The organism is Shewanella electrodiphila, from assembly GCF_023283985.1.
Lineage (GTDB): Bacteria > Pseudomonadota > Gammaproteobacteria > Enterobacterales > Shewanellaceae > Shewanella > Shewanella electrodiphila.
The window spans coordinates 12,354-25,181 of sequence record NZ_JAKIKU010000011.1; the positions used below are offsets into that span (position 1 = coordinate 12,354).

At 41.5% G+C, this 12,828-nt stretch carries 12 protein-coding genes; 7 read left to right on the forward strand and 5 right to left on the reverse strand.

Going from position 1 to position 12,828, the window contains the following annotated elements:
* The first annotated feature begins 101 nt into the window (after positions 1-101).
* From L2737_RS17310 to hutZ, 3 genes are all read left to right on the forward strand, one after another.
* Positions 102-2,138: a TonB-dependent hemoglobin/transferrin/lactoferrin family receptor gene (locus L2737_RS17310; protein WP_248956573.1), complete on the forward strand. Its 2,037-nt coding sequence runs from the start codon at positions 102-104 to the stop codon at positions 2,136-2,138.
* A gap of 157 nt (positions 2,139-2,295) precedes the next feature.
* A complete protein-coding gene (gene hutX, locus L2737_RS17315) occupies positions 2,296-2,805 on the forward strand; it encodes a heme utilization cystosolic carrier protein HutX (protein WP_248956574.1) in 510 nt (169 codons plus the stop codon).
* Between the two features lie 30 nt (positions 2,806-2,835).
* A complete protein-coding gene (gene hutZ / locus L2737_RS17320; RefSeq protein WP_248956575.1) occupies positions 2,836-3,366 on the forward strand; it encodes a heme utilization protein HutZ in 531 nt (176 codons plus the stop codon).
* 61 nt (positions 3,367-3,427) lie between these two features.
* On the opposite strand, the gene L2737_RS17325 is transcribed toward hutZ, so the two are convergent.
* Positions 3,428-5,299 (reverse strand): methyl-accepting chemotaxis protein, encoded by a 1,872-nt coding sequence (locus tag L2737_RS17325; RefSeq protein ID WP_248956576.1) that lies wholly within the window; start codon positions 5,297-5,299, stop codon positions 3,428-3,430.
* 346 nt (positions 5,300-5,645) lie between these two features.
* Between L2737_RS17325 and L2737_RS17330 the strand changes: the two genes are divergently transcribed.
* Positions 5,646-6,185, forward strand: a complete 540-nt coding sequence (locus L2737_RS17330; RefSeq protein WP_248956577.1) for a dihydrofolate reductase family protein — start codon at positions 5,646-5,648, stop codon at positions 6,183-6,185.
* A 22-nt stretch (positions 6,186-6,207) separates the two neighbouring features.
* Here L2737_RS17330 and L2737_RS17335 read toward each other — a convergent pair whose 3' ends face one another.
* Positions 6,208-7,089 carry a helix-turn-helix domain-containing protein gene (locus L2737_RS17335; RefSeq protein WP_248956578.1) on the reverse strand — a complete coding sequence of 294 codons (882 nt, stop codon included), beginning with the start codon at positions 7,087-7,089 and terminating at the stop codon, positions 6,208-6,210.
* Positions 7,047-7,358: an ArsR/SmtB family transcription factor gene (locus L2737_RS17340; RefSeq protein WP_102528633.1), complete on the reverse strand. Its 312-nt coding sequence runs from the start codon at positions 7,356-7,358 to the stop codon at positions 7,047-7,049. The genes L2737_RS17335 and L2737_RS17340 overlap by 43 nt, the downstream gene beginning before the upstream one ends.
* A 109-nt stretch (positions 7,359-7,467) precedes the next feature.
* On the opposite strand from L2737_RS17340, the gene L2737_RS17345 reads away from it, so the two are divergent.
* Positions 7,468-8,397 carry a permease gene (locus L2737_RS17345; RefSeq protein ID WP_428848402.1) on the forward strand — a complete coding sequence of 310 codons (930 nt, stop codon included), beginning with the start codon at positions 7,468-7,470 and terminating at the stop codon, positions 8,395-8,397.
* Positions 8,398-8,484: 87 nt separating this feature from the next.
* Here L2737_RS17345 and L2737_RS17350 read toward each other — a convergent pair whose 3' ends face one another.
* Positions 8,485-8,823 carry a hypothetical protein gene (locus tag L2737_RS17350; RefSeq protein ID WP_102528635.1) on the reverse strand — a complete coding sequence of 113 codons (339 nt, stop codon included), beginning with the start codon at positions 8,821-8,823 and terminating at the stop codon, positions 8,485-8,487.
* Positions 8,824-9,039: 216 nt separating this feature from the next.
* Between L2737_RS17350 and L2737_RS17355 the strand changes: the two genes are divergently transcribed.
* Both L2737_RS17355 and L2737_RS17360 read left to right on the forward strand, forming a co-directional pair.
* Positions 9,040-9,588 (forward strand): DUF2937 family protein, encoded by a 549-nt coding sequence (locus L2737_RS17355; RefSeq protein ID WP_248956579.1) that lies wholly within the window; start codon positions 9,040-9,042, stop codon positions 9,586-9,588.
* A gap of 199 nt (positions 9,589-9,787) precedes the next feature.
* On the forward strand, positions 9,788-10,261 hold the full coding sequence (locus L2737_RS17360; protein ID WP_248956580.1) for a peroxiredoxin: 474 nt from the start codon (positions 9,788-9,790) through the stop codon (positions 10,259-10,261).
* A gap of 481 nt (positions 10,262-10,742) precedes the next feature.
* Here the strand turns inward: L2737_RS17360 and L2737_RS17365 are convergent, their stop codons facing one another.
* Positions 10,743-12,731 (reverse strand): methyl-accepting chemotaxis protein, encoded by a 1,989-nt coding sequence (locus tag L2737_RS17365; RefSeq protein ID WP_248956581.1) that lies wholly within the window; start codon positions 12,729-12,731, stop codon positions 10,743-10,745.
* Positions 12,732-12,828: the final 97 nt, after the last annotated feature.

Here is a 12,828-nt window from a genome sequence, read left to right on the forward strand (position 1 = left end):
CCTACTGATTGGTGATTTACGCGTTTTAACACCACAGTGAGTAGCACACCTAATTCTCTATGAACGACAGAAAAGTCGCATTTATTATTGAGGATATAACAATGACCAAGAAGCCACTCGTTGTAGCAATGGCAATGGTTTTTAGTACCACCGCATTCGCACAAGAAAACCAAACCATTACAGAATTTGATGAAGTGCTTGTTACCGCTACCCGTATTAGCGAAAAAGTATCAGATTCCAGCCGCAGCGTGACGGTGATCAGTGAAGAGAAGATGCAAGAGTCTCAGCCTTCATCTGTCGCTGATGCGTTAAAGAATGAAGCCAATATTAGTGTGACGAATGGTCCTCGTGCATCATCACAAGGCGTCGAAATTCGTGGTTTAAGTGGTCAACGTGTATTACAAACTATTGATGGCGCACGTCAAAATACCAATTCTGGTCACCGTGGTACTTACTTCATGGATCCAGAGTTACTTAGCTCAATCGAAGTGGTACGTGGCCCTGCCAGTAGTTTATGGGGCAGTGGTGCAATTGGTGGCGTGGTCGCACAAAACACCAAGTCAGCCCATGATTTTTTAGATGAAGGCGATACGTTTGGCGGCTACATCAAGCAAGGTTTTGAAACCAATGGCGATAAAATCAAAACCAGCGGTACGCTTTACGGTTTAGCTGACAACATTGATTGGTTGTTAAGTGGTAGCTACCACGACAGCAACAATATCAAAATTGGTAATGATCAAAGCCTTGAAAACAGCTCATCTGAAGCAACCAGTGGTTTAGCTAAAATCGGCTGGGAGCCAACAGACGATCAACGCCTGCAACTATCTGCACGTTTTTCTGATACAGATGAATTAGTTCCAAGTAACCCATCGACCCATGTTGGCAGCTCAGTACCATTAGTGCAGCGTAATACTGAAGATCAAAACGTGACCTTAGATTACAGCCTAAACCCAACAGACAATCCGTTATTAGATTTAAATGCGACTGTGTATTGGAATAGCACTAATTACGATGAAGATCGTGTCACTAAAGATCAATTTGATAGTACTGAATTTGAAACCATTGGTTTTAGTGTCAATAACAGCTCTGCATTTGGCAACACTGTACTGACTTACGGTATTGATGGTTACAAAGATACGATTAACACAGTGCGTGACGACAATGGCCAAGCCAGTGAACGACCAGATGATATTGATGGTGAAACCACAGTTTGGGGCGCATTTACTAAAGCAGATATCAAGCTCACTGACACCGTTGCCTTAGATGTTGCTGTTCGTTACGACACCTTTGAAAATGAAAGCAATAACTTAGGTCTGTCATCAGATGATAATGCCTTTACGCCTTCTGTTGGACTAGTGTGGAACACCACAGATTGGTTAACCTTAAGCGCTCGATATGATGAAGCATTCCGCGCACCAAGCATGGAAGAAATGTACTCAACAGGTACGCATTACTGTATTCCTTCAATTCCTGGCTTCTTACCTGACGGTCTGTGTAACACCTTTGAAATCAACCCAGATTTGCAAGCTGAAAAAGCGCAAAACAAAGAGCTTAAAGCCGATATGCGTTTTGCTGATTTAGCCGGTGATGATGAGTTAGCAATTACCTTAAGTGTGTTCAGAAATGATGTTGATGACTTTATCGAGCAAAGCGTTTCTAACCCGCTATACGGCATTCCAGGGTTGGAACAAACCACCTCTTGGGACAATGTGGATGAAGCTAAACTAACAGGTTTTGAATTCAATACCCGTTACCGTTACAAGCAAACTCGGGTGACATTTAACTATGGCCAAACCGAAGGCAAAGACAAGAATACTGATGAGTATTTATCAAATATTCCAGCTAAGAAAATGGGCATAGATTTATCGCAATCCATCATGGAAGGCGATATGAAATTTGGTACTCGTTTCACTTATGTGGCTGAGCAAGATGACTTGCCTGTAGACAACCTTGAGCAATATGACTCTTACAAATTGTGGGACGTTTATGTGGCTTGGGAACCAGCAATGGGCACATTTGAAGGTTTACGTGTCGACTTTGCAGTAGAAAACATCGGTGATGAGGAATATCGCCAAGCGTGGCAAACCTTGTATGAACAAGGCAGGAATTTCAAATTGTCAGCGCGCTATTCATTTTAATCCCTTACCCGTTTGCGGGTGAATAACGCTGAAGAAAAGGTTGCAGGTTTAATGGCTGCAACCTTATTACAAAAAGCCTCTCAAGCATTAATGCTTGAGCGGCTTTTGCAGTGTTAGCCAGTCGTATATTAGGGTTATCAATTATTGGAAGTATTCCATGACAGTATCAGTAGCACAAATTCAGCAATACTTAAGCGAAAACCCAGCAGCGATGCCAGGTCAAGTGGCACAAGCGCTATCCATCACAGAGCTTGAAGTGGTCACAGCATTACCGACAGAACAACTGGCTTTATTGCCATTAACAGAAAAAGATAACCTGCTGACATCACTACCTGAGTGGGGCAACATGACCACGATTATCTCAGTATCAGGCAGTATTTTTGAATTTAAAGGTAGTTTTCCAAAAGGGAAATATGCCCACGGTTACTACAATTTAATCACTAAAGGTGAGGGGCTACACGGTCACTTGAAATTAGATGACATCAGCGCCATTGCTTTAATCAGCAAACCGTTCAGAGGCACAGAAAGTCACTCTATCAACTTCTTTGGTGCACAGGGCGAAGTGGTATTTAAAGTGTATTTAGGTCGCGATAAAAAGCGTGTGCTGCTAAGCAGCCAAGTTGAGCGTTTTCAAGCACTCAAAGGCAGCGTCACCGCAGCAGTTTAACTGATAATAATTAAATAAAAGGAATGTGTGATGTCGACTGAAAAAGAACAACGCTTACGCGAAAAACTACTACCTGAAATTGAAGAATTTAAAGCTCAACGCTCAACTTTACAGCTTGCCACACAAGATGCAGACGGTGTACCCAATGCCAGTTATGCCCCTTTTGCTTTAGCTGATGATGGCTTTTACATTTTAGTCAGTGAATTAGCCCGTCATGGCACTAATCTACAAGCCTCTGACAAGCTTTCAGTCATGTTGGTTGAAGATGAATCAGAATCGAAAAGTGTGTTCGCCCGTAAACGATTAACGTTTGATGCAACGGCTGAAGTTGTTGCACGAGACAGCGAAACATTTACTAAAGGCGTGGCTGCGTTATCGGCTCGTTTTGGTGAAATGATTGATAACTTAGCTGCGCTAAAAGACTTCAACTTATTCAAACTAAACCCGCATCACGGATTATACGTAAAAGGTTTTGGTCAGGCATTTAGTTTATCTGGTGCAGAACTATTAGATGTTGACTGGAAACGCGATGGTCACCATGGCACCCCGAAACAAGCATAGATAATTTCGTTGAAACAAGTCGAGCCATATTTTGTATGGTTGGGCTTGTTTATATAGGAGTTTATAGAATAAAAGTCGACACTAAGTCATTGAGTGAGTTGGCGTGGCCTTTAAGATCTTCTGCTTTTTGCACACTAGTTGAAGCGGTTTGGGCTATTTCATCTATGACGTCTTTAATCGCCACTGTATTTTGTGTTATTTCGTTGGTTACTTGATTTTGCTCTTCTGCCGCCGTTGCTATATGGGAAGCCATATCAGAAATCAGCGCCGCCGCTTTGGTTATTCCGTCAATAGCTTTATTAGCTTCGTCAGCATCTTTAACACTGTTGTTAGCTAAGGATTGGCTGCTTTGCATCAAGTTAACTGCATTTGACGTCGTGTTTTGCAAGGTTTCGATGGTTTCATAAATCTCTTGTGCAGAATCTTGGGTACGACGAGAAAGCACTCTCACTTCGTCGGCGACCACTGCAAAGCCACGACCTTGTTCTCCAGCGCGAGCTGCTTCAATAGCTGCATTGAGTGCCAATAAGTTGGTTTGCTCAGCAATGCCCTGAATGGTTGATAGAATACTGGAAATGGCATTAGCATGACGATTCAGCTCTCCAATAACATCAGTGGCTTGCGTGATTTCGTTAGCCAATAGATTAATCGATTGACGAGTGTTATTAACTAAACTCTGGCCTTGTAAGCTACTATCACTTGATTGCTGGGCGGCGGTGGCAGTATTTTCTGCACTTAATTTGATTTCGTGGGTTGCGCTTGCCATTTGAGTGACCGCAGTGGCTACCATGGTCACTTCTTGTTGCTGAGTCTGTATGCCATTTTCAGTATGGTGACTACTGGACAAGCTTTGGTTTGCTTGTTCATTAATTTGGCTAGCAAGCTGACGTATTTGACTGATCAGTGAGTGTTGGCTGCCTACAAAGTGGTTAAAATTATCAGCGAGAGACCCTACTTCATCTTTTGACTCAACTTCAATGCGTTGGGTTAAATCACCCGTGCCATCAGCAATGAGAGATAGTGCTTGGGATACTCGCCCTAAAGGCATCAATAGTTTATTCACTAGCCATGAAATAAACGACACGCTAATAACTAATATTAAGAGAGATAAGCCTAATTGGCGTAGTAATAAGGTTGCTAAAGGTGCTTCAAGTGTTTCCTGATCTAGTACTAACAACAGCTGCCAGTCAGTGTGCGGAATATCCTCAATCCAAACAGATTTATCGCGCCCTTCAGAGTCTAAATATAGTGGAATTAGTTGATTTGTTTGGTGGCTTTTCTGTAATAAGTTGAGATTAAAATCACTATCAATGGCGCTAATGTTAGCCATGGATTTACTGGCATCTTTATAAGCGATAACTGTGCCATCCTTGTGTATCATAATTGCGAAACCATCAGCGGGTAGCTTCATTTGTTTAACATTTCCTACAAGGTTTTCAATTGAAAGATCTCCACCCACCACACCATTTTCAACTTGCTTGGCCATTGTTATCACAAGCATGTCAGACGAGACATCTTCATAGGGTTTAGTTAACACTATTTGACTTTGCTCTATGGCTTTTTGATACCAAGGTCGCGAACGAGGATCGATACCAGAAAGATCAATACTTGGATCTGAAGCGGTCATTTCACCAGATGTTTCTCCAAAGTAAGTTAGCCCAAATTGACCCGAGTTTTGTGCCTGTTTTAATGCATCAAAAGTAGGATAGCTGGCCTTGGGGCTGAAAGCTTCAATGACACTTTTCTTAGCTGTGAGCCATTCACTAATTCGCTCTGTTTGTAAGGTACTTAAACGCTGAAATTGTTCAAAGTTGGATTTTAGTAACATTGTTTTTTGAAGTGAATAGCTCTGCCAAGACAGTAATGCGATGATAGCTAAAAGCGCCACGATTGCAGGAAAGATTAATTTAAATTTTAAAGAATGAAACTTCATATCAACCAACTTGAAAACTTACGGTGAAAATTAATCTAGCGAGGTTACATCTCTGCTAAAAAGTGTTAACTAATGTTTCGGATGTTGGCACAATTGTTGTTCATTTCAAAGCAAATTAAATTACCCAAACATAGAAAAGAGACTACGCGCACATACCGTTAATTTCATTGACATTTTTAATACAATTTGATGACATTGTTAGATGGTGATTTGCGAGATGGCCTCTGTTTTTCTTGGTTTTTCTTGGTTTGAATTTGGCTTGTGTACAGGCTGGTTTATACGCTGTTTAAAAGCAAATATAAGCGGTAAACTACTATAACCTACACAAAAAATAAAAGAGAACCCCATGAAGAATTATGTTTATATCGCCACTAGCTTAGATGGGTATATTGCCGATAAAAACAATAATATTGATTGGCTTCACGAAACGCCAAACCCAGAAGGTTCTGACATGGGTTACAGCGTTTTTATGAGCCGTATTGATGCATTGGTTATGGGTCGTAATACTTATGAAAAGGTGATGAGTTTTGACTGTGACTGGCCTTATCACAAACCTGTATTCGTACTTAGCAATACCATGACTACAGTTGCTCCTGAAGTGGCGGATAAGGTGTTTATTGTTAGCGGTGAGCTTGAGCAAGTCGTGAATGAACTTAATCAAAAAGGGTTTAACGAACTGTATATTGATGGCGGGGTGACGATTCAAAATTTTTTAAAGCAAGATCTGATTGATGAACTGATTATCACCACCATTCCGACTCTACTTGGCGGTGGTATTTCTTTATTTGGTGAGTTAGCTGCACCGTTAAAATTTAAGCATATTAGCAGCCAGCAGCATCTAGGTTGTTTAGTGACAAATAGCTTTATTCGAGTACGTGAAAGCTGAACTGACAGAAAAGGTTAGCGAGTTACTCAAAATAGCCGTATATATCGATGACGAATTCTCGCTGTTTGGCGTACTCCCCAGGTGTATTGCCAATGGTGTTTTTTAAATAACGGATTAAGTGGGGCTGATCACTAAAGCCAAACTGCAATGCGACATCACTCCAATCAATCTCATTTTGTTGATATTTTGATAAGTAAGTCAGTAGATTATCGAGTTTATTAATCGACTGGCATTGCTTTAATGTCATGCCAATAACCCGCAAAAAACTACGCTCTAATGTGCGCTGTGAACAATGCAGTTGTTCACCCATGTTTGAAATTGCAACCGCTTGCGGTAAAGCTAAGGCTTTTTTGACTAATGCGCTGTGCTTATCTTCTTTCGCTGTTTGTAGCCATGGCAGTAACAGCTCATCTAATTGGGCTGTACATTCAGTTTGCTGAAACTCAGCCGCTGATAATAGCCCTTCGATATTACAGATTTTGTTTTGAGAAAGTGGCTTAAATATGTCTGAGACATCGACTTGAGCAATATCATTAATTTGCAGCGCAGTTGGCGCAAGGTTTAAGCCGTATAAGGCGCCAGCATGAAACTTTACGCCTAGTAAGGTCATAGGTTCACTATGATCCATCGTGTAGGTTTTGTTATAGGGAAATAACCAATGACTGCCTTTTCCCTGAGTGGTCGTGGCTTCTGAACGATAGTCATACGCTTGCGATTTAGGCGTGATAATTAAGTGGCCACAGGTATCGGGGTTAAGCTTTGGGTGATCGATGCCGTCATCATCTTTATGGGTTTTAATAAACCAATAGCATTCAACAAAATGCGAGACAATGTCATTTTTCGGCGGGATCACCCAGCCTTTCATGCGGTAACCTTTGGCGTACAAGCCTCGTCTGCGCAACATTCGTTTTGTAAAAATCCAATCACAGATTCGAGTTGCTCAAATTCGGCAACGCAAAATAAAGTACGGCCTTCACGTCGCTGCGAAATCAAGCCTGCAGAGGCCAAACTAGAGATGTGGTGAGATAACGTCGAACCAGGAATAGCTAAAGACTCCTGTAATCCACCGACAGCAATGCCCTGATAACCCGCGCGAACCACTTTATTATAAATGGTAAGCCGTGTTGGATGACCCAGTTCTTTCAATGCTTTAGCGATAGTCTCAATTTCCATAACCATACCTTTCGTAAATTATATTTCGATAATACTAGAAATATCTTGATCTATCCAGTTTAAAGGAATATATTTCGACTATTCTAGAAATATAGTTAATTAGGTGTAAATGATGTTTGATTCTAACTTCATCAATATGGACATGCTCAAGGAAACCCTCGACATGTTTATGTTTTTAGCCGTTGAGCTAACCATTTTATTTTTGGCGATCAGCTATTTTGTCGGCGTATTGCAGCTATACATTCCACCGACAAAAATTCAACGTATTTTGAGTAGTAAAGGCGGCCGTGGTTACATTGTCGCTGGTTTTTTGGGTGCAATAACCCCGTTCTGTTCTTGCTCGACCATCCCTTTTTTAAAAGGGCTATTAAGAGCAAAAGCAGGGTTTGGCACCATGATGGTATTCTTGTTTGCAAGTCCTTTGCTAAACCCAATTATCATTGGTTTATTTGCGGTGACATTTGGTCTTAAAGTGACTCTGTTCTACTTTGTGATGGCAATGGGCGTATCAGTTATTGCTGGCTATACTCTTGAAAAACTTGGCTTTGAGAAATATGTGAAACCTGAAGCTTATATCGCCCCTGAGTCAAAAGGCTGTGGCAGCGGATGTGGTGGTAAAGCTAAAGAAGTCAGCAAATGGCGCAAAGTATGGAACAGCACATGGGCAGATTTTAAAACCGTTTTACCGTACTTATTAGGCGGTATTGCGATTGGTTCATTAATTTACGGCTTTATGCCAACAGAGTTTGTGGCCAGTTTTGCTAGCGAAGATAACCCATTTGCCATTCCTGTAGCTGCAGTTATTGGTATTCCTTTGTATATCCGAGCTGAAGCGGTGATTCCATTAAGCGCAGCATTAGCGGCAAAAGGGATGGGATTAGGTGCGGTCATGGCGCTGATTATCGGCAGTGCAGGTGCCAGCTTAACTGAAGTCATCTTGCTTAAATCAATATTTAAAAATCAAATGATTGCGGCGTTTTTAGTGGTCATTATAGCGATGGCGATTGGTGCAGGCTTGTTGTATCAGTTTATTTTTTAAGCTCATTTTATGATAAAGCACTCAACACAGGTTAATCGCCGTGTTGAGTGCTTCACTCTTTTTTGCTCTTTTTTTTTAATGTCTTGTTTATTCGCTTTGCTCTGAGCAAGCGGTAAACGTCTCGGCTGAAACGCCCAATTCTCCGGAAAAGTTTTCGACTAAACAGGCTGTGGTTTTCTCATCATCTTCATCTTGCATATGTTTTTCTACGCAAGTTCGCATCACTGAGCGAAACACCGATTCAACTTTGGCTTCTGACTGATTGGTGCAACTGGCCATATTGGCAAATTCACCTTCTGCTTTCATTTGATTGACCGACATATCAATCATGAGATTCATTTGTTCAGGGCTGATAGTGGCAGCATTGCTCGAGGGCGCTATTGATAACGACAATAGTAATAGGGGTAAAATAATCGCGGCTTTCATGTATTAATCCTTTAATGTAATGTCCATATTGATGGTAAGAAATGAAACCTAAGATAAAGTCAGTCACTGATTCATCTTAGTAGAACTTGCATCATCATTTAAAGATAGCAGCATTCATTTGGTGATTGAACCAGCGATTGAACCAGCGATTGAACTATCGATTAAGTAAGAGTAAATAGCCAATTAACACTTTGTCTTGAATAACGGGAAACATTGATGAAATCAATCATGGAGTATCTACGGCTGATATTATTTGTCAGTGGTGTACTGCTTGGCGTGCAAGTGCCTGCATTTGTCGATCAATATGGTCAGCGACTTCAAGCCCATACCCAAGAAGCCAAGCTCAGCTTGGATGAATTTCAGCGTGATGCCGACCGATTTTTTGCTGGCGATATCCAAAAGTTAATTAGCCACTATCAACAAAACCCAGATCAAGTGATTAACGCCGGCGGCGACAGTATTGAAGCGATTTATCAACGTTATCAATTGCTCAATGGCGCACTGAATCAGTTTAATCAAACGGCTTACAGTCGCTTTGAACAAGTGGCTTTTGAGCCAATGGAAGATATTAGGCAAGAAGTATGGAATAACTTTAGCCATACAATCATGCTAGATACGCGGGCAATTGCTATCGGATTAGTATTGGGTTTTCTACTGTCGTTAATCTGTGAACTATGTTTAGTGGGTTGTGGCAAAGGTTGTAAACATGCTTATCGAGCCCTAAAACCGAAAGGGCAACCAGCCCTTAAATCTGAGCACGACTAACCCATTCAATGACTTTTAATCCGGTCATTATGATTGTTATATTAACTGTTATTTTAATTGTTATTTTGATTGTGACTGTCATTAACCATACAAACCCTCGGTGTTTGTGATGGCCATTTCGCTTTATGCTAGCGCTTAACTAATTAACAGTTCATTTTAATATTACTTTTAAACGTAAATCGAAAGATAAGGATTCCCCATGATAGAACAAGGACAAGCTTTACCCGCTAGTACATTAAGCGAACTGACAGATGATGGCATGCTAAACCATGACGTAAGTGAATTTTTCGCGGCTAAAAAAGTCGTGCTATTTGCTGTACCTGGCGCGTTTACACCAACTTGTTCAGAAGCGCATTTACCGGGCTTTGTGGTATTCGCTGACCAACTTAAAGCCAAAGGCGTGGATTTAATTGCCTGTGTTTCAGTTAATGATGCTTTTGTCATGAAAGCATGGGGCGCAGCACAAAATGCATCTGAACTCACCATGCTAGCTGATGGCGATGCAAGCTTTACCAAAGCACTAGGCTTAGACATGGATACCGCAGGATTTGGCGGCGTACGTTCACAACGCTATGCCATGGTTGTAGATAACGGTGTGGTGACCACTTTGAATGTAGAAGCACCAAAGTCGTTTGAAGTGAGTACAGCAGAAGCGATATTAGCAGCGTTATAAATGGCGCTAGTTTGACTCACTTTTATACTGTTGATTTCATGTCGATTATTTAAAGATACAATCGCAGGGTTCCACCCTGCACTGGTCAAAAGGGAGTGAACGGCTACTCCCTCTTGGATCTCCCACCCGCTCCGAATAAGTGCTGTTTCCTCGACGATAAAAGTGAATTAGCTAACGCTTCAGATGCGCCATCCATGGCTTAACTGAAGCTATGTTGGCATCCATGCCAACCTCACGCTAATTCACTTAATCGTCTCGGGCACTTCTCACGGAGACCATTGAGCCCGACAGTTCATATGAAGTTGCAGACTCTTTATGAAGAGAATGCGTAAGTCCAAACATGGCCTTTCTCGCACATCCATGTGCTTCGAGGCATTTAGTGCATCCTGCAATTAAGATTCGGCTAGCTTTCGAGGTGAAGGGAAGCGCCACGACTTTATGTCTTATTTAAAATGCATTAAATAATGAATAATTCACATCACTAAAACACACTTCTTCTTGCTGTTGTAGCCACAACGACTTCTGTTTCAATTCCTAAGCTTTGCTCAATGGTACTGACACTCTCTGCGACTTCAGTGGCGATAGCTTGGCTTTGATCTGATGCACTTTGTGCATGGGTATTGAGGCTTTCCATTGCGTTGACAAATTCATCTAAATAATTGACTTGTTGGTTAGCAAAGTCAGAGCCTTGTTTTGCGGTGCCGACCATTTCGCTGGCTTGGGCTTGTACCGTTTTGGCAACATCTAACAAGTGAGTTGCGCGTAATTGTTGGCTTTCAGTCGCATCACCAATACCTTGTACGCTTTGGGTTAATGCCTTATTAGATACCGTAAGTTGTTCTAAAATATTCATAATATCTTTAAGGGATATTTGAGTGCGGTGAGATAAGTTACGCACTTCATCAGCGACAACGGCAAAGCCGCGGCCTTGTTCGCCTGCGCGGGCAGCTTCAATAGCTGCATTCAAGGCCAGTAGATTCGTTTGCTCGGCGATGTTGCCAATCACATCAATAATTTTTGAAACATCAGTGACAGAAGTTGATAAGTTGGTCAGTGATTCATAACAGTTAGTCACTGCATGTTGCGATGTTTCAGTCGCTTCTAATACGGCTTCTGCTTGGGTTTGGCTTGCCTGCATATGTTCCATGGTGGCAGTGGCTTTTTGCTCAACAATGGATGAGTTTTGTTCTACTTCACTGGCTAGTTCTCGTAAATGGCTGGTTTGTGTTTGCGCGACATTAACCACTGCTTGAGTTTGTTCTGTGGTGGTCGAGATTTGCTTGATCCTGTCAATTAATGAGCTTAATGAGTGCGATACTTTAGACACTTGTTGACGCTGACTTTCGTCTTCTTGCTCAAATCGGTTTAATAGTTGGTTGAAGTGACCTGCTATTTGGCCTGTTTCACAACGGCTATTAATTTGTAGTTGCTCACGCTGATTGGATTCACTTAGTTTCATAAAGGCCGCATTTAAGCGTTTTAGCGGTTGTACAACTCGGCGTTGTTGCAGCCATAAATAACCAAAGGCAAATAAACCAATGATAATCACCATTGAATATAAAATGGTTTGTAGCTGCTTTTTTAAATCATGATCATATTCAGCGTGCACTTTTCCTAGACGCAGCAACTGTTGCTCCACTTGATCAGTGTCGGCAGACAATTGTGATTGCACCAAAAGATTATCGGCGAGTAAGTTATGGGTATTGGCCACTTCTTTGTCATAGCGCAGGCTTAAACTGAGTAGTTCATCGCGATAAAATTCACCTATTTCAAACTGCTCAGGCTCATCTGCACCTAAGGCAAATTCATCGACTTCTTCTTGTTCAAAAATTCCAATAAGAGAGAGTTTTGTTAATTGCTCATGCCATTGATTTAGTGCTTGTATATTACGTTGTAGGCTAGCTTCTAAGCGACTGTCTTTACCTATTAAATAGCCTTCAGTGAGTTGTGATAACTGAAACACCAATGGTGGTAGCTCACGGGTTAATTGTAAATATGATTGGGCTAAATCAGCATCCACTGCCAAGCCTTTTTCGGCGTAAGCGGCGAGGCGCATATTATTATCAAGCATTTCAGACTCTGAGTAAGCCAGTAACTGCCTTGGGTTACCTGCTAGTTTTCCTGCCGCAAGGTAGCGGTTATTCAAATTTGCGACAAATTCAGCTAAAAATTGCTGTATAGAGGTGGTGGCTGCTGTTGCTGAAGCTAAGTCAATTTGGCCGATTTGATGGGAGATTTCGGTGAGTTCTTGCCTTGCTTGGCTAAGAATTTCACTGTCTCCCGATTGCAAATAGGCATTGATATTGGGGCGAACCTTGAGCAAAAAAGTGTGTTGTATCTGTTGCAGAGTATTTGCTTGTAATTCGACTTGCTGACGTTTGTCTGTGCTCCAAAGGACTGTGGCAGCTAAAAGTCCTGCCAGTAGCAACAATATTGCCGAAGCTGTTAAGGAAAGAGTGGAAATCTTCATTGAAATGTTAGCTTTTTGGAGATTAAGTGTTGGTGATTTTATGAATTAAATATGACAGTAAGATTACATTTTGTGTATCAACTTGTATCTTGTTGCG

Bases quoted from the DNA above. Each gene is read 5' to 3' on its own strand.
- L2737_RS17310 (WP_248956573.1), top strand. From the start codon at position 102: ATGACCAAGAAGCCACTCGTTGTAGCAATGGCAATGGTTTTTAGTACC.
- hutX (WP_248956574.1), top strand. From the start codon at position 2,296: ATGACAGTATCAGTAGCACAAATTCAGCAATACTTAAGCGAAAACCCA.
- hutZ (WP_248956575.1), top strand. From the start codon at position 2,836: ATGTCGACTGAAAAAGAACAACGCTTACGCGAAAAACTACTACCTGAA.
- L2737_RS17325 (WP_248956576.1), bottom strand. From the start codon at position 5,299: ATGAAGTTTCATTCTTTAAAATTTAAATTAATCTTTCCTGCAATCGTG.
- L2737_RS17330 (WP_248956577.1), top strand. From the start codon at position 5,646: ATGAAGAATTATGTTTATATCGCCACTAGCTTAGATGGGTATATTGCC.
- L2737_RS17335 (WP_248956578.1), bottom strand. From the start codon at position 7,089: ATGTTGCGCAGACGAGGCTTGTACGCCAAAGGTTACCGCATGAAAGGC.
- L2737_RS17340 (WP_102528633.1), bottom strand. From the start codon at position 7,358: ATGGAAATTGAGACTATCGCTAAAGCATTGAAAGAACTGGGTCATCCA.
- L2737_RS17345 (WP_428848402.1), top strand. From the start codon at position 7,468: ATGATGTTTGATTCTAACTTCATCAATATGGACATGCTCAAGGAAACC.
- L2737_RS17350 (WP_102528635.1), bottom strand. From the start codon at position 8,823: ATGAAAGCCGCGATTATTTTACCCCTATTACTATTGTCGTTATCAATA.
- L2737_RS17355 (WP_248956579.1), top strand. From the start codon at position 9,040: ATGAAATCAATCATGGAGTATCTACGGCTGATATTATTTGTCAGTGGT.
- L2737_RS17360 (WP_248956580.1), top strand. From the start codon at position 9,788: ATGATAGAACAAGGACAAGCTTTACCCGCTAGTACATTAAGCGAACTG.
- L2737_RS17365 (WP_248956581.1), bottom strand. From the start codon at position 12,731: ATGAAGATTTCCACTCTTTCCTTAACAGCTTCGGCAATATTGTTGCTA.